Raw genomic sequence first — 22,277 nt, 5'->3', positions numbered from 1 at the left:
CTGTTTTTCAAACTGCATTCCGCTTTTTTATGCGAACAGCAGATTTTACTTTGCTCTAATGAATATATGACGATTTGTCTTATATTCTTTAACTCTTTCAACCTTACATGGCATATCATACATATATGATATATCAGTCTCAAGCGATGTCTCAATAATTATAAGAGTATTTTCATGCACAACTCCTGAATCAAGCAAAATATTAAGAATCTTTGCTTCCGTATCGTGATTATACGGTGGATCCATAAATATAATATCAAATGTTCTCCCCTCGACATCTAATTTTTTCAATGCTGATACTGCTTCCATCTTTAAAACTCTTGCCGAATCTTCAAAGTGAGTTCTCTTAATATTTTCTTTTATACATCTTACGGCAGCCGCATCATTGTCTATCATAACCGCTTCTTTAGCACCACGGCTTAATGCTTCTATCGAAATACCACCGCTCCCGCTGAATATATCAAGAAAACGCACATCATAAAGCTCCTGCTGAAGCATATTAAACAATGTCTCTTTTATCCTGTCAGAAGTCGGTCTTGTATTTTTGCCTTCCGGTGTCACCAGATTAGTTCTTCTTGCTTTTCCTGCAATCACTCTCATTATTATCTCTCCATGCAATTATTATTATTTTAACACACTCTTTGCTAACGGTCAAACACATCCTCTTCCTTTATCGTCATAAGATCATCTCTTGTCGGATTTTCAAGTTTTACAAGACGGTTTGCCTGATTTACCACAAATTTTTCAAACATATTTCTCATTCCACGTGCATTTCCAAAATCTTTCCACTGCTCTTTCCTCTTTTTTCTGAGAAGTTCAAGAACTTTTTGTTTTGCTGCATCATCTATCTTAAGTCCTGCTTTTTCCGCCATGACAGCAAGTATGCTTACAAGTTCCTCTTTCGTATAATCCGGAAAATTGATAAATTTGTTAAATCTTGATATAAGACCCGTATTGCTCTTAAGGAAATTTTCCATTTCATCGGTATATCCAGCAACGATTATGACAAGATCATCTCTGTTGTCCTCCATCAGCTTTACAAGTGCATCAACAGCTTCCGTTCCAAAATCATTTGGCATATCCGGATTTACAAGTGAATATGCCTCATCTATAAACAAAATACCGCCCATTGCTTCCTTGACAACATCATGTACTTTCATTGCAGTCTGACCTACATAACCTGCCACCAGACCTGATCTGTCAGTTTCTATCATTTTCCCGTCTGACAATATTCCAAGTTCCTTGTATATCTTTCCGACAAGCCTTGCAACAGTTGTCTTTCCTGTTCCCGGTCCACCGGTAAATACCATATGATATGACATATCCATAACGGGCATATTCATTTCTTCTCTGAGTTTTCTTATCTTGATAAGATTGACAAGTGACCTTATTTCTTCTTTTACTTCACTTAAGCCGACCATGTCATTAAGCTCATCAACCAAAGCCTTAATGCGTTTTTCCTGTTCTTCTTTCTGGATACGCTCTCTTTCAAGGATACGCTGCTTGACTTTCATAAATTCTTCTCTGGCAAGCCGCTGTTCCTCCTGCTGCTTCATTATCTTTAGCTTTTCGGCTTCAATATCAGTAAGAATGTCACCGTTATTTGTTAGTATTCCCCTCTTTGCATTATCACTCTCCGGCTCATTCGTCATGATTTCATTTTTAGAACCATTGCTTTTTTTAACATTTTTCTTCAGCTCATTCAACGAAAGCTTTTTTATGTCTGTCTTTTTTTTATTTTCTTTCTGCGGCTCTGCTTCATCTTCTTTTTTTACTACGCTGCTGTCTTTCTTTTTATTTTTCTCCTCCTGAGCCTTTTTTTTCTCAATTTCTCTCTTTCCTGCAGCCTCCCTTTTCTTTTCAGCTTCTTTTTTTCTCTGTGCCTGTCTCTTTTTTTCGGCTTCTTTTCTCTTTTTTTCCTTTTCTTCTATCTCAGTCTGTTTTTTCCTGACCCACTCTACATCGCACCTTATAACTCCGGAGGTAAGCTTTCTCACAATATATTCAGAATGAATACTCCTGTCCCTGTTTACTATAAAATTGCTTATCTTGTCATAATATTTCTGGATAAACTCATTTATTTCATGGTCTTTGCCATCATTCATATATGCCATACACAAAAGAATGTTCAGAAATGAATCAAGAAAATACTCTGTCATTATCTCCTTACGCTCTTTATCATAAAGTCCACAAAGCTGCAGCAATACCGGAGGAAGTTCATAATACTGTCTGCTTTCGGCAATTGTCTTTTGCTCTATATTTCCATTTTCGGGTATGCCAAGCGGATTGGTCTTAGTGACCAACCTTATAAATTCTCTTTGCTGTCCTTCTACTGTATCTGTGCATTTAATCACAAAATTGATGAGCACTGACTGCACATACAGGTCAAGCACCTGCATACTCGTCTTTTTCATCACCTGTCTTGCCTGGTCCCAAAAACCATTTACCTCGAGTATCTCACAATACGATACGAGCTTTTCATAATTATTTTTACCAAGTTCAAACAGTTTCTCCGGTGTGTACTGTTCTTTGGTCATCAATTCACATTCCTCCAAAACTAAAATCAATGAACTGTCAAAATTATCTTTATTGCCTATATTACTATCTTTTTGCCATAATTGCAATCTTTTAACGATATTTCACATTCCTTTGCTGCTTCATTTGCCATTTTCATTATATCGGCATCCTGATATATATCTGCAAGTGCAAAGTCAAGTTCTCCACTCTGTCTTATGCCGAAGAAATCCCCCGGTCCTCTGAGTTTAAGGTCCTGCTTTGCCACAAAAAAGCCGTCATTAGAGTCCTCTAATACCCTAAGTCTTTTCATTGTCTCCTTTGACGGATTTCCAGCCATAAATATACAATATGACTGGCTGTCTCCTCGTCCGACACGACCTCTTAACTGATGAAGCTGTGCAAGTCCAAACCTCTCTGCATTTTCAATCATCATAACGGTAGCATTAGGCACATTTATTCCAACTTCTATTACGGTAGTCGAAACGAGTATATCTATCTCATGTGCCGCAAACTGTTCCATTATCTCATTTTTAAGTGACGCTTTCATTTTTCCGTGAAGTGCTTTTATCCTTATCGATAGTGCAAGCGTTGTCTCCAGCATATTGGTATAATCAGTTACATTCTCAGCCTCCATGTTCTCGCTTTCCTCGACCATAGGACATATTATATACACCTGATGTCCAGCTGCTATCTCTTTCTCCATAAACCTGTAAGCCTGAGGTCTGTAATTTGTTCCGACAACACAGTTTTTTATTGGAAGTCTTCCTTTCGGCATCACATTTATAACTGATACATCAAGGTCTCCATATAAGATTATCGCAAGTGTCCTCGGAATAGGGGTCGCACTCATAACGAGCATATGAGGTTCCCTGCCTTTTGATGACAATGCCTCCCTCTGTCTCACACCAAATCGGTGCTGCTCATCAGTCACCACAAGTGCAAGGTCTTTAAATGACACTTTCTCCTGTATAAGTGCGTGTGTGCCTACTACTATATCAATCTCACCATCTTCTATTTTTTTATACTCTTTTTTCTTCTGAGCTGCTGTCATTGAGCCTATCAACATTCCTATTCTTATGCCAAACTCCCCAAGCACCTCGCAAAAAGACTGATAATGCTGTTTTGCGAGCACCTCCGTCGGAACCATTATCGCTCCCTGATACCCATTTTTCACTACAAGTGCAAGTGCGATAACTGCAACAATCGTCTTTCCGGAACCTACATCACCCTGTATAAGTCTGTTCATAACATAACCCGATTCCATATCATTTATAATGTCTGATACCGCTGCATCCTGTCCCTCGGTAAGAGTATATGAAAGTACGGCTTTTATTTCTTCAATAATATACATATCAGAAATTTCAAATATCGATTTTTCTTTGTTTCTCTCTTTTTTTAACCGGTTCATCATCGTAAAGAATGAAAAAAATTCATCAAACACAAGCCTTTTTCTTGCTTTTATGCACTCCTCCTTATCTTTTGGAAAATGAATACTCTGTATTGCCTTTTTCCACATGATAAGGTCATATTTTTTTCTTATTGCTGCCGGAAGTATATCTTTTTCAAAATCCGTGTTATCAAAACAGTTTTTTACGGCTTTTAATATTGTATTGTTTGTCATTCCAGCCGTGAGTGAATATATTGGAAACAGCTTATTTATGCTGTTTGCATATTCTTTCATGCTTATTATCTTTGGCTGCTGAAGCCTTAATATACCGTTTTTATTTACCGCTGTGCCCCTCAATATGTATTTTGTCCCCATATGAAGTGTTTTCATAAGAAACGGCATATTAAACCACACTACTCTCAAGAGTCCTGTGGAGTCCTTTATATCGCACTCTATTATTTTCAGATTGCCATGTCTTGATGCTCTGGGTTTTGACACTATACTTCCCTCGACTATCACTGTCCGCCCCTCTGCCACACCCGATATTGGCTCAATCTGTCTGAATATCTCATATTCTCTCGGATAATAGCAAAGAAGCTCTCCAACCGTAGATATTCCAAGTTTGTTGAAAAGCTTCTCACTTTTTTCTCCGATTCCCTTAATATTTATGATGCTGTCATTAAGTTCCATCGAATTTCTCCTGTATTTGTATTGTTTCATGATACCTGCTCTATGATATGTAACATTTTAGCCTTTTAATAAATAAAAGACTCTCCCGCCCTCAAAAATAATCTGCAATCCAATGAGCAAGCTCATGTATTACAGATTATTTTGCGGACTAAACTGTTACATATTACCATCACAGCGCATATCCGACTGCTCTACTCGACTGATACAAAGTATGAATATACAGGCTGTCCGCCATACTGTACTTCAAACTCTATGTCTTCGTACTCAGCTTCAAGGCTGTTTGCAAGTTTTTCAGCTTCTTCTTCACTCACATCTGCACCATAATAAATGCTTACAAGCTCTGCATCATCATCTATCATTTCGGCGATAAGTGCTTTTGTGGCATCATCGACATTTTTTTCCACGGCAACTATGGTCTTGTCAGTAAGTCCCATAAAGTCACCCTGCTTTATATCCTTGCCGTCCATATTTGTATCTCTTACCGCATATGTCACCTGGCCTGACTTTATATTAAGCATTTCGGTTGACATATTTTTCTCGTTTTCCCCGACACTCTTATTTCCGACAAAGTTTATCATTGCTGAAATTCCCTGTGGAATGTTCTTAGACGGAATGACTATTAAATTCTTGTCCTCCGTAAGCTGTTTTGCCTGTTCTGCCGCAAGGATTATATTACCATTGTTTGGAAGTACGAATATATTTTTTGCATTTACCTTGTCAACAGCTTCTAATATATCCTCGGTGCTTGGGTTCATTGTCTGACCGCCCTCGATGATATAGTCAACACCTAAGTCCTTAAATATGTCTGACAGTCCGTCACCTGCTGAAACAGCTATAAATCCTACTTCTTTTGCAGGCTCGCTGCTTTTTTCTTCCTGAGCCTGTGCCGCTTTTTCTGCATCTTTTATAACTTTTTCGTGATGTTCCTCACGCATATTATCTATCTTCATGCTTGTGAGCGAGCCGTAAGTAAGTGCTTTCTGAATGGCAAGTCCCGGATCATTTGTGTGAACATGGACTTTTACTATATCATCATCTGCCACAACAACAACGCAGTCACCTATCTTCTGAAGATACTCTTTTAACTGGTGTTCTACAACATCCTTTTCTCTCTCAAGCATGATTATAAACTCAGTACAATATCCAAATTTAATATCTTCCTCTGTTGCAGTGGTACTGGCTTTGACAACTCTTGATGTTCCGGAAACTTTTACGGTAAAGTCTGAGACTTTTCCCTTAAGAGCATCTATCGCACCTCTTAAAAATGTCATAAGTCCTTCTCCGCCTGAATCGACAACGCCTGCCTGTTTAAGAACCGGAAGCATATCAGGAGTCTTTAATAATGTCTCTTCCATGCAGGCAACAACTGCATCACAAAACTCAATTATATCTTCCGTGTCGGAATTTATGAGCATGTCCTGTGCTTTTTCGGCACCCGCCTTTGTAACTGTAAGGATAGTTCCCTCCTTAGGCTTCATAACTGCTTTGTAAGCTGTCTCAGCCGCGTGCTGTACTGCATTTCCGATAATATTTACATCAAGTGTATCATTTCCTTTTATTTCTTTTACGAAACCTCTGAATATCTGAGACATAATAACACCGGAGTTACCTCTTGCACCTCTTAATGAACCGCTCGATATTGCTTTTCCAAGCTCATCCATACCCGGCTTTTCAAGACTTGTGACCTCTTTAGCCGCAGACATTATCGTCATCGTCATATTTGTTCCCGTATCTCCATCAGGTACCGGAAATACATTAAGTTCATTTATATACTCTTTCTTTGCTTCTAATGCTTTTGCACCAGACAAAAACATTTTCTGTATCATCACTGCATCTATTGATTTTAAAGCCACTTTCTGTTCCTCCTTGTACCTGCTTAATCCTCATCAATAATACGAACACCTTCAACAATGACATTTATGGATTCAACATCCATACCGGTAAATTCTTCTATCTTGTATTTTACATTTTCAATAACATTCTGTGAAACCGCACGGATGCTTACTCCGTATGCCACGATAATGTGAAGTTCTATCTTTATCTTATTGTCAACTATTGATATATTTACTCCTCTGCCAGCACTTTCCCTTTTGAGAAGCTTTGTAACTCCGTCTTTGACATTTACAGATGCCATTCCGACAATACCGATGCACTCAGTTGTCGCAGCTCCTGCATATTTGGCAAGGACATCCTTATCTATGATAATTTCTCCCATATCCGTACTCATTTTACCTCTCATATACATTCCTCCTAGTCTTATATTTTATCAGCAGTCGTGTACTACATTTAATCTCGACATCATATAGTAATACTATACAATAATAGGAATTTATTTGCAACCATATGAAAAGAATGATAGGTTTTATATTTTTTTGGATTGCCATCGGTATGACAATAATGTTTTTTGTCACAAATGGGATACTCGCAATAATAATCATTATACTTTTGCTTATCCTCGGATATAATTTATTCTGCTGTTAAAAAATGTAAATTAAAATTTTTATATGAACATTAATTTGTCCATTTTAAAAATTTGTCCATAGTTTAAATAGTCAAAAAGAAAAGGGACCGGTTTATCCGATCCCCATTTATATCCGAGATGCACTTACGCACGCTCAACAGCTCCAGAACGTAAACATCCTGTACATACCGGCATCTTCTTTGTGCCGCCATTAACTTTAACTCTGACTGACTTAATGTTTGGCTTCCACATTTTATTACTTCTTCTGTGTGAATGGCTCACCTTAATACCGAAATGAACACCCTTTCCACAAACTGCACATTTTGCCATCGTAAGCACCTCCTTATTTTAATCTATTGAATCCTGATTCATACTTACTTCTAATCAGTATTTATTAGCACAACACGACCATTCTAACAAACTTTATCACAAAATGCAAGCACTTTTTTATTTTTTATTCCTCTTCGACATAATCCGTTACCACATCTTCTATATCCTGTGCCTGTTTTTCTTCGCCCGAAGCAGCCTTATCTGCCTTATTTTTCTTAGTTTTGCCTTTTTTTGACGGTGCATATTTATCTATTACTCCCGGTATCATATCGAGAATTTTTGTCATTCCATCCTGATTTTTGACATTTACAAGTTTTGTCTCTCCGTCTTTTATGACAAGAATGGCACTTGGCTGTATCTTTCCACCCATACCGCCGCCAGCGTTGTTCTTCCCGTCTGTTTTTCCCTTGTCAGCCGAATGTCCTGAAAATGCTCCTGCACCTGCACCGAATGTCACATCGACAAGTGGAAGAATGATAGTCCCATCATCAAATTTCACTGCATCTCCGACAACCGTTTTTGTTGTCAGAAAACCTTCAAGTCCCTTAAACAATGCCTGTACTGTTGAATTAAATCCGTTATCTGCCATTATAATACCTCCCTTATACTCTTATAACTTTTCTTAAACTCTTTTAGTTCTTCACAAAAATAAACTTTTATCAATATCTTAAGCAGGACAAATACTGTTACTCTGCCTTTTATTTCTATATCACTTTCAAATACCCGTTTTTCAAAATCAGGTGTGACACACGGCATTATTCCTGCCGCACCGCAGAATGCTGCTATAACTCCGAGCACCTGTCCCGTCACCGCCGGGTCATCAAAACCTATAGTCATATCAATTCTTAAAAGCTTTGGTTTTATATGTCTCCATAAATGTAACACATTATCCCTCACAACGCAAACAAAATCAAGACACTCCCTGCCAAAGACAAACTCCTTTACAAGAACGGCTTTTTCCTTACCGCTCCTTACGGCTGCAAATATTTTTTTTACGGCATCTGATACTTTCTTAAATGTATTTGCGATTTTTTTAGGAATCTGCATCAAACCTTTTAACTTTGATACGATATTTTTCCACAAAGATTTTTTTTGCTTATCTTTATTTTTCTGCTTATTGTTCTTTTTATTTTGTTTAATGTCTTTTTTTGTTTCTGTTTTATTTTCGATAATTTCAATGTTATTCTGTATTTCTGTTTTATTTTCAGTAATCCCCGTGTTGTGCTCTGTCTCTGTTTTATTTTCGCCTAGTTCAATATCCGGTTTTATATTTTCCTTATTTTCGTTTATCTCAATATCAGGTTCTCTCTCTGCTGTTTTCAAAGGATATGTTTTATCTTCTATGTCTTTTTTTAAGTCAACTTTCTGCACATCTTCCAGCTTTTCCTCTCCTGCATCTGCTCTGTCCGCATCATTTTTTCTTAAAAAATCTTTACCGCTCTTTACAACACTATCTTTGCTTTCATTTTCTGCGGTAGTCTTGTTACTCTTTCGAGTAGTCGTTTTATTTTTATGTTTTGCCCCCGCTTTTTGTTTACCTTTCCGCTCCTGTTTCTCTTTTATTTTTCCCGGCAGTATCTTTATCCCTGCTATCCTTAGTATATACGGTGTTTTACCGTCCCTATACAAAAATCTCAATGAGATAAAATGAATAAGCCACGAAGCTTCACCATCTGCCCTTATATCATCTCCATGATAACTGCCGCTAAAATCATATCTGACCGGAACGAATAGGACAAGCCCTGTGACAAGTAAAACAAGCAATAAAAGAAAGAGCAATATTTTTAATATCGTCAGTAATATTTTTCCTATTATCGCCAATATCGTAAAAAACATTGCTCTTTCCCCCTTTATCTAAAATATTCGGATACTGTTTTTGAATTAAACTCCCCTTTTTCACTTATTATGTCAGATACTATTCTTTCAACCAATCCTACCGCCCCGTTATAATCGGCTGCAAGACCTACTATTTCTATCCCAATTTCAGCCTGGTATTTGAACCAGAATTCCCTTGATGAATATATGTCAAGTGCATTTTCATTATTTGCCGGAAGTGATATACAAAAACATTCAGGTATAAGTTTTCCTCTTTCTATCCGTCGTCTGTACTTTATCGGCTCTCTGTGCACTTTTTCATCCATATATATCTTTTTGTTCCATATCACTGAAGAATTTTTGTTTTTCTGTCTTTTTATCATAGCTAAAATCCTTCCCGGGCAATAAATTAGAACATCATTTCCATAATAAGCTGTTTTGACGCATATTTCTCCGCCTCATCGTCACACTGTTCAAGCGACATTGTGACATACTCTGCTACCTCCTGCGGACTATTAAAAAATACCGGAAGCTTGTCTATCGTATTTGCCATAATTGCACGCCTTACCATACGGCTGCTTTTCTTTAAGTGCTCCTTTATCTCGACCGTAAGTTCATCTGATATTTTCAAAACATCATCTGCCGTCACTTTACTGTCATCTGCAGCTCCGTTTATCTCGGCAAAAATACTGTTTGAGCCAAGCTGTGACATCTGTTTTAAATAGTTAAATTCATCGGTCAGTGAAAGCTCCTTAATAACATCTTTCTGGGTGTCCATAGTCTCCTCAAGTATCGCACCTGCCATGTTCATCCCCTCAAAAAGCTGTTCCTGTATTCCCTCTATCTGTGGGAAAAACTCTCCAAGCCAGTAAAGTTTTGCCTCCTCGTCAGATAAATCTTCTTTAGACAAATTCCAGATATCACTCTGTTTTTCCATAAACAATGAGTTTATCCCCCTTATAACAATCTGCTGTGGAGTGTTTTTCTCTGTTTTTTCAACATATTTTGACGACACAGTAATGATATAAAGCTCATTTATTATCTGTCCAAGCTGCATATACAAATCTGAAATATCGTTGAGCTTTACAGCATTGTTTGTTATCTTTTCGGCATAAATATCATACATTTCTTTTGTGATATTTTCGTAATCAAGCTTTGAGAGTTCATCAAGCACCGGAACAAACTCCGTAAAATACTTATCCATATCACCATTTTTGTAAAGCATAGCATTTGTTCTGAACATATATATGAAACTTTCAAGCGAACTCATATCGCTTCCATCATATACAGATATTGCATTTCTTATTATATCTATATATCTCGATCTCGTCATACGCATTGGAAGCTGCCCTATTATCTCATGTATGCTGTCATTTATGGCAACATTGTCTTTTGAGCCAAAAATAAACTTTACAACATCCTGTGCAAATTCAGTATCATCGGGAAGTTTCTTCATCTCCTCAAATCTGTATTGAATCCTGTTCAATATGTACTCATACACAACAAAGCAATCAACATATGCAGTGAGCACCTGCATTTTGTCCATAACAATCTGTCTTAGTTTTAAAAGCCTTTCTGAAAGTCCTGACCTTTTTTCATCCGTTATGCCACTTTCATATATTTCATATATTATCTCATTGACTGCATCTGTTGTATCTTTTGCAGACTCTATATACGGATTTATCCCCTCCGTTATCATCTCATAATACATATAGTAATGCATCATAAGTTTTAAACCTGCATCCTCATTGTTCATATGCATACATTTATCCACATAGTCAGGAAGCATATTTCTAACATCTTTATTTTCATCCAATGCTTTTACGCACTGTTTTATCGACTTACTCATTCTAATCTCCATTTCCGTAACAATACTCATTTCTAAGTGGCACCGCAAATCTGAAATCTGCGGTTGCCGTAAAAACTGTGTCTGTGCATCTCAACTTTATGCAGACAACTTATTGTTCTTTACCATGTCTGAACAAGAACCCATGTACTGAACCACTTAAGGAATTTATTTGCATAATCCACCGTTATCGGATAACCCGACAATACCGGATAGAACAGTGCAAAAAGTCCTATCGCCACCGCCACATATACATACACGAATTTCTTCATCTTAGGCTTGTACCGGACTATATTATAAAAACTGTAACCGAGCATTACCGTGATAAACGGAACACTTGGAAAATAATGATATATAAATACAGTTCTTGTGACTAAGAGCCACGGTGCATACTGTGACATATATCCCAGTGTAAGAAATGCCGCCTTTTTATCCCTGTCTTTATATATAAGATAGAGCATATAAATAAACGCAGGTATTCCTGCCCACCATACAAGTGGATTTCCAAATGCACTTATCCCCTCTCTAAGATCGTTTGCTGTCACTCCCGAATAATACCACATCGGTCTATACATAATAGGCCACTGATACCATCTTGATGAATACGGATGTGAATCCTTTAAAGCACTGTGATAATTAAACATCGTTTTCTGAGCCTCGATAACCTTTGTTATAAGTCCCCTGTCCGTTCCGTCACTGAATGGTATATACGATAACACATATATTATAACAGGAATCACTACAAAGAATATACAGCAGAACCCTATCGTTTTCATAAACAATTTATAAAAATTGTCGGCTATATATTTATGTTCTATTCCGTCTGAACTGCCCTTTATATTCTTGTTTGCATACTGATATTCCCTGAATCTCTTGAACATCTGCACAAAGAATATCACACAAAGCCCTGCTGACGAATAAATTCCCGTCCATTTACTTGCCCAGCCAAGTCCCATTGCTATACCGCAAAGACCAAGCGGTATAAATGTCTTTTTAAGCGGTGTATCGTAGAAGCTTAATTTCGTGTAGCAATACATAAAATAATATGACAACATTATAAACAATGTTACGAACACATCTATTGTTGCGATTCGTGTCTGGACGAAGTGCATAAAGTCAAACGCAAATAACAATGTCGTTACTATACATATCCATGTCTCATTAAAAAACTTCTTTGCAAAGTTGTAGATTACCGGAAGCATGAGCACACCAAACAGTGTTCCCATAAATCTCCAGCCGAACGGACACATACCAAATATAAGTACACCAACAGCCATTATGACCTTGCCGAGTGGCGGATGTGTATTCTCATAACAATACAGATGATGTATCATCTCGTATGCCGTTCTCGCATGATAGATCTCGTCGAAATATGTTCCGTTAAGATTTGTCGCTCTGCCCTCAAATAAATCCTGTTCATCAAACAGCGCGGCATACTGACCTGAATTTACAGGTGTAAGTTTATTTCCATCAGCATCCGTGAGTACAAGCTCCATAATACTGTCCTCACCGTTGTTTGCCGACGGACTTATCCTGAAATATCTCGCCGTTACATTTATATCCTTTTCATTCCACTTAAATACTGAACCTGCATCCCACTCTGAGCCCTCACCGCACAGTGTTGTCCATGCTCCGTTCGGGTCACTTGTATATTCGATATAGTATGTAGGATTATTCTGGTATCCAAGAAAATCCCATAGTTTTGCGACAGTCACATCCTGTCCCATATCGAGAGTCACCGTGCCCTCTTTTACAACTGAATACGGTGTCTGCGGTGCGTTCATCTCACCGAGCCTTGCAAATGCTATGACTGCATAGACAAGAGTTATCACTCCCAGTGCGATAAAATCTCTTTTTGTCATTTTTGCAAGTATTCCCGATTTTTTGATAGGACTCTGTTTTACTTTGTCTGTCTTTTTCTCTTCTCTTTCTTTTTCAAGCTGTTCTGATACAGCCTTAATCTCCTGTCCCTCATTAGCAGGTGCAAAATATGTCTTTGCAGTCACATAGACCATATACGCAACTGTAAGAAGCAGACCTATCGAGATTGCAATAGGTATCGGTGCTTTAGGGTCAAAGTTATTAACATCATATATAAACAATACATATGCCGCATTGTAAAATACCACTGCACATATAAGCGAATAAAGTATATAAATCTCTTTTCTGAGCCTTACCGCAAAAGCTGCGATAAACATTACCATGGCAGGGAAAAGATACCTCTCGTGCATACGGACCGCAAATGCGAACACAACCGTTACGACAAATCCACCGATATAATAATATTTTCCTGAATTTTTTTTGCATCTGTAACTTATGATAAGTGCTGCTATGACCGTAAGTATTATGGCTATAGTTCCCCATGTCTTATACTGGATACCAAGCAGCTTGTCATACTGGCTTGACCAGTTAAGTCCCAGCATATTCCAAAAATTGTATGCATTTATAGAAGCATATTCGTAAGAACCAAGCGTTCCCGTGTACTGCTTAAGTGCCTCTGAAAATCCGAACGGTATCATAAGTACACCTATCATCAGTATCGCTGCTACTCCAAGACCAAGATTTTTGAAAAACTTTTTCCAGTTAAAATCTTCAAGAAATACCTGGTCTATGATACCGCATATAAGAACCGGAGTGAAAAACAATGACTGCGGTTTTATAAGTATTCCTATCGCAAATACAAAATATGACAGTATAAGTTTTTTCTCACTAATAAGATAACACATAAGAAGCATAAACACGGTAAATACAGAATCAGTCTGTCCCCATACCGCACTGTCGAGAATAATCATAGGACACAAAAGATACAGTGCAGATACAAGAGCTGCACCTGTCTCTCTCATTCGTTTGCAAGCTATCTTATATATAAGCCAGCCCGTTACCATATCTGCGATTATGGCAGGCATTTTTGTGAGAACAATGCTTGCCGTGCTATCCCATGCCCATGAAAACAATGCCCTTATTGCTCCAACAACATAAAGTATATACATATATCCAGGTGGATAATCATGGAATGAATCCGACAAATAAAATTTCTTTAATCCGTCTGTAAACACACTCTGTGACCAGAGCAGGAAACAGTTCATATCAGTCTCATTTCCCTTATATATTGCCGCTGCTATAAGTCTTATGAGCAATGCAACTGCAAACAGAAATATAAATATCATAAATCCTGTTTTTGCATCAGCCGCACCATATGACACAGCAGACTCCTTTTTACCTGAGCCATTTTTCCCGCCATATGCGGCTTCCTTTCCTCTGATAAAGCTGCATACCGGCTTGTAGCATAAAAGCATTGCAATCAGTCCGGCTATCGCAACAAAATTAATAGCTGCCATTTTTTCTTCTCCTTACATAAATTTTTTTACATGCTGATGTGTAAATAAATGATCTGAACAATATTCATAATTGCCGTCACATTTTGAGCAAAATCTGAAATCAAGATTTTCATCATCAAGCTCTGTTCTTCCACAAACTGCACAGCGATGTCTTGGTCCTGCTTTCGGTGCACTCGCTTTTTTCTTGAAACTTCTTCGTCTGTGTATATCCTTAGGCGAAACTCTCCTATAATTTCTTGTGCTAAAAAAGAATATGAGAAAGTTTGCCATAGCGACTATTATCGCAATCCCCATTGAGATGTAAGCACCGCCTCCTGTGCTTTGTCCTGCCCTGAAATATATGATTCCATAATAAAAACTCTGGACTACCTGATAGAGCATATATGCTGCGTCAAGAAGTGCAAGCCACTTTACCTTTATCGGTATGACAAAGTACAGCAAAAACTGCATATCCGGATTTAATGCCGCAAAAGCAAAAAACATCGACCAGTAGATATACTGAAATCCCGAATAATAAATCGCACTGTGCAGCGGTGATATATACAATATAAGTGCAGCTATTATATTAAACAGATAGCCGCTTAAGAAATACATATTAAATCTGAATGTTCCCCATGCCTGCTCTAAAGATCGTCCAAACAAAAAGAACAACTGAACCTGTATCACAAAAAACAAAATACTGAGTAACATTCCCATTCCACTTGAAAAACCGTAAGGCTCAATAAGAAATGTAAACAGTCTCCATATCTGCCCTCTAAACACCGCTGACATATCAAGACAGAGATAATTATAATATATCCGGGGATTTATCATGCCGATGACTGCTCCCGCACAATACAGCACTATAACATATCTGATAAGATCAGGTATCGCATATCTTCCAAACTTTCTTTCAAGTTTATTAAGAAAATTGTTCATAAAATCAAAATATCCTTTCAAAATGTATATTCGGATGCCTATTGCAAAAAACATAAACTTTGCAATATATTAGTAAACATCATGCTTTGATTATAGTTATCGTTTATGCCTTTGTCAAACTATTCTTTCTATCAATAAAGCAGAGGAAACAACCTATATTGCCATCCACATCTTCGTTGTAAACAGCAAAATCCCCTGCTTTATAAATATATTTATTATTTTTGATTTTTATTCATTATTTTTCTTTCACAAAATACACAAGTCCCGGCAGGATATAGATGCCTTTTAAACCATTCTTATTTAAAAATTCATTCAAGTCACATTCAGATTTATTAAACACATCAAACAGCGTATCTCCCGGCTGTGCAACATATTTAACCCATTTATCATCATCTGAAACCTTATTTTCGGACATTCCAGCAGACCTTGCATCCGTCCTTGTTCCCAAAACCTTATCCGGAAGATCCATACTCTCTGACATATCCATACTCTCTGACATATCCATGCTCTCTGACATATCCATATTATCTGACATTCCCATATTTCGTCTGTTTTCTGACATTTCACCTGACATTTCTGTGCTCTGTCTTGTTCCTGTCATATCATCTAACATTCCCATATTTCGTCCTGTCCTTGTCATATTGTCTGACATTCCTGTGCTCTGTCTTGTTCCTGTCATATTGTCTGACATTCCTGTGCTCTGTCTTGTTCCTGTCATATTGTCTGACATTCCTGTGCTCTGTCTTGTTCCTGCCATATTGTCTGGCATTTCTTTGTTTCGTCTCGTTTCTATCGTACCATCTGATACATTAAGATTTCCTGTTATGTTATTTTCCATACCCATACCGTTATTCATGCTGCTGTCATTGTCCTCTGACACACCTCTATTTCCACTGATGCACGGCTTTTTGCAGCATTTTTTCTTCATCGGTATGCATATTGTATCCCCCACATTAAGTCTGTAAACATCTGCATAAGGGTTCGCATGGAGTATCATTGCAAGCGGCACATCATATTTTCTGCTTATTCCATACAATGTATCCCCCTGCTTTATGGTGTATGTCAGCCCATCACAAGTATCATAATTCATAGAAAACCTCTGCGATATAATAAATATAATAAATATGCGTCATAAAACGACCGGCTTCTTCATATTTAATACAAATATCATATTTCATATTTCAAACTTTCTTTATATTATATTCATAAGGATTTAATTTTGACACAAAAAATTTAAGACGGCTGTCAGACACTGCCACTTGAAATAAGAAATAGTTTGTCATATAATAGCAGAATATGGCGACTTTTGGCTATGATATAGAAAGAGGTACACGATGAAATTAGATTTTAACACACTTGGTATTGATATTGGTTCAACTACTGTTAAGATTGCTATATTGAACAAAGACGGCGAGATAATCTTTTCAGATTATCAGAGACATTATGCCAACATTCAGGAAACTTTGGCTAAAATCATAGATGAAGCATATGAGGAGTTTGGAGATATACCTGTCTCACCTATGATAACCGGTTCAGGCGGACTTACTCTGTCTAAGCATATGGAAATTCCTTTTGTACAGGAAGTAGTAGCCGTCGCTACATCTTTAAAAGACTATGCACCAAGAACTGATGTTGCAATAGAGCTTGGTGGCGAGGATGCAAAGATAATCTATTTTACCGGCGGTATCGACCAACGTATGAACGGCATATGTGCAGGCGGTACAGGTTCATTTATCGACCAAATGGCTACTCTTTTAAAGACTGATGCCGCAGGTCTTAATGAATACGCTAAAAATTATAAGGCTATATATCCTATCGCCGCAAGATGCGGTGTATTTGCAAAAACAGATATTCAGCCTCTTATAAATGAAGGTGCAACTAAGGAAGACCTTTCCGCATCCATCTTTCAGGCGGTCGTAAACCAGACTATAAGCGGACTTGCCTGTGGTAAACCTATAAAAGGAAATGTTGCTTTCCTTGGTGGTCCACTTCATTTCCTTACTGAGCTTAAACAGGCATTTATAAGAACGCTCGGACTTGAGGGAGATGCCATAATCGCACCTGAGCACTCACATCTTTTCGCCGCATCCGGTGCTGCAATGAATGCCCATGCAGATGTGCAGTCCTCTCTCGGAGAGTTAAAAGAAAAACTTTCACATAAAATAGAACTTGAATTTGAAGTAACAAGAATGGAGCCTTTGTTTGCTTCTGAAAAAGAATACGAAGATTTCACTGAAAGACATAACAAACACAATGTGAGGAAAGGTGATTTTGCATCATATAAAGGTGACCTTTTCTTAGGTATAGATGCCGGTTCGACTACAACAAAAGTCGCAGTTATCGGCGACGATGGTTCATTATTATACTCATTTTATAGCAGCAACAACGGAAGTCCGTTAAAGACTGCATTAAAAGCAATGAAAGATATATACTCAAAAATGCCTGAGGGTGCAAGAATAGTACGCTCATGCTCAACCGGTTACGGAGAGGCACTTCTTAAATCAGCACTTCTTCTTGACGAGGGCGAAGTAGAAACTGTCGCACATTATACTGCTGCCGCATTCTTTGACCCTAATGTAGACTGTATTCTTGATATAGGCGGTCAGGATATGAAATGTATCAAGATAAAAAATAACTCGGTCGACAAAGTCCAGTTAAATGAAGCATGCTCATCGGGTTGTGGCTCATTTATCGAAACTTTTGCAAAATCACTCAACTATGAGGTAGCTGACTTTGCAAAGATAGCTTTATTTGCCGAAAATCCTATCGACCTCGGTTCAAGATGCACGGTATTTATGAACTCAAAAGTCAAGCAGGCACAGAAAGAGGGAGCAAGTGTTGCCGACATTTCAGCCGGACTTGCATACTCCGTTATCAAAAATGCACTGCTTAAAGTTATCAAACTTACAGACCCTAAAGACCTCGGAAAACAGGTAGTCGTTCAGGGCGGTACTTTCTACAATGATGCCGTACTCAGAAGTTTTGAGCGTATATCAGGCTGTGAAGCGATAAGACCTGACATAGCAGGTATCATGGGTGCTTTTGGTGCAGCACTTATCGCAAAAGACAGATATACGGGACAGAAAAGCACAATGCTTTCATTTAAGGAAATAAATGAGCTTCGTTTTAAAACATCAATGACGAGATGTCAGGGATGTATAAACCATTGTCTGCTCACGGTAAATGAATTTACGGGTGACCGCAGGTTTATTTCAGGAAACCGCTGTGAGAAAGGACTCGGACTTGAAAAGAACAAAGAACAGATTCCAAATCTTTTTGAATATAAAAATGAGCGTGTATTCAGACATTACAAACCACTTAAAAAGGCTGATGCCCCTAGAGGAGTTGTCGGAATCCCACGCGTATTAAATATGTACGAAAATTATCCATTCTGGTTCACATTCTTCACAAAACTCGGTTACAGTGTAAAACTTTCTCCTGTATCAAGCAGAAAGATTTATGAACTCGGTATCGAGTCGATTCCAAGTGAGTCGGAATGTTATCCTGCAAAACTCGCACACGGTCATGTTACATGGCTTATAAGACAGGGACTTGAATACATATTCTACCCTTGTATTCCTTATGAGCGTGTCGAAGTGCCTGACGCAGGAAACCACTACAACTGCCCTATCGTCACATCCTACGGTGAAAATATAAAAAACAATATTGAGGAATTGCGTGATGATAAGATAAAATACCAGAATCCGTTTATCTCTCTTGAGAGTGAGGAAATACTTACAAAGCGTCTTGTGGATTTCTTCCGTAAAGAAAACGGTATCCCTGCCGCTGAGATAAAAGCAGCAGCACACGAGGGCTGGCTTGAAATGCAGGCTGTTCGTGAAGATATGACCAAAAAGGGAAAAGAGGTACTTCAATATCTCAAAGAAACAGGCAGACACGGCATCGTGCTCGCAGGCCGCCCATACCACAGCGACCCTGAGATAAACCATGGTATTCCTGACCTTATCACATCATACGGTGTTGCAGTTCTCACAGAGGACAGCATTTCAGAACTTTCCGAGGTTGACCGTCCTACTATCGTAATGGATCAGTGGATGTATCATTCAAGACTGTATAAGGCAGCTTCATTTGTTGCCAAAAATGACAATCTTGACCTTATACAGTTAAACTCATTTGGCTGCGGTCTTGATGCCGTTACAACAGACCAGGTGAGCGACATTCTCACAAAACAAAATAAGATATACACTGTATTAAAGATAGATGAAGTAAACAACTTAGGTGCGGCAAGAATCCGTATCCGTTCACTCCTCGCCGCCGTAAAAGACAGGGAACGCAAAAAAATCGAGGCTAAGCGTATTGACACTGCACACCACAGAGTTATATTCACGGAACAGATGAGAAAAGACTACACCATACTCGTACCCGATATGTCTCCTATCCACTTTGAGATACTCGAATCTGCACTTGCTTCCTGCGGTTACAAGGTAGAGGTATTAAAGGCAGACAGCAAATGTATAGATTACGGTCTTAAATATGTAAACAATGATGCGTGCTATCCGTCACTTATCGTTGTAGGACAGTTTATGCAGGCACTTTTGTCAGGAAAATACGACCTCCACAAAGTTGCCCTTATCATCACGCAGACAGGTGGCGGCTGCCGTGCAACAAACTATATAGGATTTATCAGACGTGCACTCGAAAAAGCTGGAATGGGTTATATCCCTGTCATCTCAATGAGTGCCGGAATTGAGAAAAATCCAGGCTTAAAGGTAAATCTCGAAATGGCAAACAAGGCACTCCAGGCACTTATATACGGTGATGTGTTCATGCGTGTGCTCTACAAGACAAGACCTTACGAAAAAGTAAAAGGCTCTGCAAATGCACTCCATGAAAAATGGAAAAAGATTGCTATCGAGTCAGTTAAAAAGGCAAATAAGAAGCAATTTAAGAAAAACATCCAGAATATCGTTAAGGAATTTGATGAACTTGAACTTGTTGACATAAAGAAGCCAAAAGTAGGTATTGTAGGTGAGATACTTGTTAAATTCATGCCGCTTGCAAACAACTTTATAGTTGAGCTTCTCGAAGAAGAAGGTGCAGAAGCCGTATGCCCGGATCTTATCGACTTCTTTATGTATAGCTTATACAACGCAAACTTTAAGGCTGAATACCTCGGCAAGAAAAAATCAAGTGCGAAGATAAACAATTTCCTTATATGGTTTATCGAGAGATACCGTAAATGTGCAAATGACGCACTTGCCGCAAGCAAACGCTTCCACCCTACCGTTCCGATTCAGAAACTTGCAGAATACGCTTCACCTATCGTATCATGTGGTAATCAGACAGGTGAGGGATGGTTCCTTACGGGTGAGATGATAGAACTTATAAAATCAGGCGTTCCAAACATAGTCTGCACACAGCCGTTTGGCTGTCTGCCTAACCATGTCGTAGGTAAAGGTGTAATAAAGGAACTCCGTCACCAGTACCCTGACTCAAACATTGTAGCAGTTGACTACGATCCGGGAGCAAGCGAGGTAAACCAGCTTAACAGAATTAAACTTATGCTCTCAACTGCCGGAAAAAACCTGATTGCAGAATCAAAAGATAATGAAGAAACAGCTTAAAAACGGAGTTTTCTAATGAATATACTGATTTGCAGATGGGATATTTTCGTATATCCCGATATACTGGATACTATGAAAAATGAGGGACATCTTTGTGATGTCCTTGATTTTTCTGCAATAAAAATGAGTGATGAAGATATTGCATCTTTTTCCAAAGTGCTTGAAGATAAATTATGTGAAAAAACATCAGAAAAAGAAACAAAATATGATGCTGTTTTTTCAGTAAATTTTTTTTCATATATAGCTGAGGTCTGCCACAGACAAAACATCCGTTATATATGTTACAATGTAGACTCTCCTCTTTTAAATATGCAGCATCCGTCAGTAAATTACAAAACCAACTGTATATATACATTTGACAGCAGTGAAGAAAAACATTTTAACAATAAGGGAACAGATACCGTTCATTACCTGCCACTATGCACTAATACAAAGCGTGTGCAGGCACTTATTGAAAGCAGTCACCATATATCAGATTTAACAGACAATTACTTTATAAAACCAAAAATGTCTGAGTCGACTGCATACGAAAATGTTACTATAAAAAACACAAATTTAAAACAAACAGAAAATTATACAGTTACAAAGTCTGAATACACAAAAAGCTATAAATATAAGTACGATATTTCATTTGTGGGAAATCTCTACGATAAAAACCGCTATGACGAAATGGAGCATATACTCCCCGACTACCTCTGCGGCTACATGGATGCCGCTATCGAAGCACAATTAAATGTAAGTGGAGGTAATCTCTTAAAAAATATGCTCACACCTGAAATTATTGATATGCTCTTGAAATATACAGATATAAAAACGAGCACACAATCCCATGCGGATTTAAAATTCCACTTTGCAACAAGTGTACTCTCACACAAAGCAGCCGCTAAAATGCGTACAATGACACTTAACAGGCTTGCCATGAAATATCCTAAGAATGTCCATCTTTTCACAACAAGCGACACCTCTGCCCTCTTTCCCACGCTCATAAAACATAAAGCCGTGGATTATCTTTTAAAAGCACCGCTTGTTTTTGCAAGTTCTAAAATAAATATAAACATGACAGCACCAAATATCGAAACCGGAATACCTTTAAGAGTATTTGATATACTCGGAGCGGGCGGCTTTCTCATTACTGACTGGAGAGAGGATTTAAAAGACTGTTTCACGATTGGAAAAGACCTTGAAGTTTACGACGGCATAGATGACCTTCTCGAAAAAACGGACTATTATCTGAAACATGAAGATAAACGGACAGCGATTGCAATGCATGGTCTTAAAACGGTGCAAAGCAGGCATGATTATAGTGTGAGGATAAGGGAGATTCTGGGGTAAGAAATACCATCAGGGATGCGTAAATTTATATTTACACATCTATTGATTTCACAACACA

At 38.2% G+C, this 22,277-nt stretch carries 15 protein-coding genes; 2 read left to right on the top strand and 13 right to left on the bottom strand.

What is annotated here, in order from left to right; translation table 11 throughout:
• Positions 1-45: 45 nt before the first annotated feature.
• The 13 genes from rsmD to DWZ63_RS00615 all read right to left on the bottom strand — a co-directional run bounded on the left by rsmD (position 46) and on the right by DWZ63_RS00615 (position 16,392).
• A complete protein-coding gene (gene rsmD, locus DWZ63_RS00675) occupies positions 46-600 on the bottom strand; it encodes a 16S rRNA (guanine(966)-N(2))-methyltransferase RsmD (protein ID WP_118498222.1) in 555 nt (184 codons plus the stop codon).
• Between the two features lie 44 nt (positions 601-644).
• Positions 645-2,537 carry an AAA family ATPase gene (locus DWZ63_RS00670; RefSeq protein ID WP_118498221.1) on the bottom strand — a complete coding sequence of 631 codons (1,893 nt, stop codon included), beginning with the start codon at positions 2,535-2,537 and terminating at the stop codon, positions 645-647.
• A gap of 56 nt (positions 2,538-2,593) precedes the next feature.
• The gene (gene recG, locus DWZ63_RS00665) at positions 2,594-4,624 is read right to left on the bottom strand and encodes an ATP-dependent DNA helicase RecG (protein ID WP_279217353.1); all 2,031 of its coding nucleotides are present in this window, start codon (positions 4,622-4,624) and stop codon (positions 2,594-2,596) included.
• 161 nt (positions 4,625-4,785) lie between these two features.
• On the bottom strand, positions 4,786-6,447 hold the full coding sequence (locus tag DWZ63_RS00660) for a DAK2 domain-containing protein (RefSeq protein ID WP_118498217.1): 1,662 nt from the start codon (positions 6,445-6,447) through the stop codon (positions 4,786-4,788).
• Positions 6,448-6,470: 23 nt separating this feature from the next.
• A complete protein-coding gene (locus tag DWZ63_RS00655) occupies positions 6,471-6,833 on the bottom strand; it encodes an Asp23/Gls24 family envelope stress response protein (protein WP_022013510.1) in 363 nt (120 codons plus the stop codon).
• Positions 6,834-7,199: 366 nt separating this feature from the next.
• Positions 7,200-7,385: a 50S ribosomal protein L28 gene (rpmB, locus tag DWZ63_RS00650; protein WP_022015606.1), complete on the bottom strand. Its 186-nt coding sequence runs from the start codon at positions 7,383-7,385 to the stop codon at positions 7,200-7,202.
• A gap of 124 nt (positions 7,386-7,509) precedes the next feature.
• A complete protein-coding gene (locus DWZ63_RS00645) occupies positions 7,510-7,974 on the bottom strand; it encodes a GerW family sporulation protein (RefSeq protein WP_055943786.1) in 465 nt (154 codons plus the stop codon).
• A complete protein-coding gene (locus tag DWZ63_RS00640; RefSeq protein WP_118498215.1) occupies positions 7,974-9,221 on the bottom strand; it encodes a DUF2953 domain-containing protein in 1,248 nt (415 codons plus the stop codon). The genes DWZ63_RS00645 and DWZ63_RS00640 overlap by 1 nt, the downstream gene beginning before the upstream one ends.
• Positions 9,222-9,235: 14 nt before the next feature.
• Positions 9,236-9,583 carry a hypothetical protein gene (locus DWZ63_RS00635; RefSeq protein ID WP_022015603.1) on the bottom strand — a complete coding sequence of 116 codons (348 nt, stop codon included), beginning with the start codon at positions 9,581-9,583 and terminating at the stop codon, positions 9,236-9,238.
• Between the two features lie 26 nt (positions 9,584-9,609).
• Positions 9,610-11,049, bottom strand: a complete 1,440-nt coding sequence (locus DWZ63_RS00630; RefSeq protein WP_118498213.1) for a hypothetical protein — start codon at positions 11,047-11,049, stop codon at positions 9,610-9,612.
• A gap of 119 nt (positions 11,050-11,168) precedes the next feature.
• Positions 11,169-14,384 (bottom strand): glycosyltransferase family 39 protein, encoded by a 3,216-nt coding sequence (locus tag DWZ63_RS00625; RefSeq protein WP_118498211.1) that lies wholly within the window; start codon positions 14,382-14,384, stop codon positions 11,169-11,171.
• Positions 14,385-14,396: 12 nt separating this feature from the next.
• Positions 14,397-15,302, bottom strand: a complete 906-nt coding sequence (locus DWZ63_RS00620; RefSeq protein WP_022015600.1) for a hypothetical protein — start codon at positions 15,300-15,302, stop codon at positions 14,397-14,399.
• Positions 15,303-15,537: 235 nt separating this feature from the next.
• Positions 15,538-16,392: a LysM domain-containing protein gene (locus tag DWZ63_RS00615; RefSeq protein ID WP_118498209.1), complete on the bottom strand. Its 855-nt coding sequence runs from the start codon at positions 16,390-16,392 to the stop codon at positions 15,538-15,540.
• Between the two features lie 244 nt (positions 16,393-16,636).
• Here DWZ63_RS00615 and DWZ63_RS00610 point away from each other — a divergent pair, with 244 nt between their 5' ends.
• A complete protein-coding gene (locus DWZ63_RS00610) occupies positions 16,637-20,887 on the top strand; it encodes a 2-hydroxyacyl-CoA dehydratase (protein ID WP_118498207.1) in 4,251 nt (1,416 codons plus the stop codon).
• 15 nt (positions 20,888-20,902) lie between these two features.
• Positions 20,903-22,219 (top strand): glycosyltransferase, encoded by a 1,317-nt coding sequence (locus DWZ63_RS00605; RefSeq protein WP_118498205.1) that lies wholly within the window; start codon positions 20,903-20,905, stop codon positions 22,217-22,219.
• Positions 22,220-22,277: the final 58 nt, after the last annotated feature.

The organism is Clostridium sp. AF34-13, assembly GCF_003477845.1.
Classification (GTDB): domain Bacteria; phylum Bacillota; class Clostridia; order Lachnospirales; family Lachnospiraceae; genus Butyribacter; species Butyribacter intestini.
This window is presented reverse-complemented; position numbering and strand designations above follow the sequence as displayed.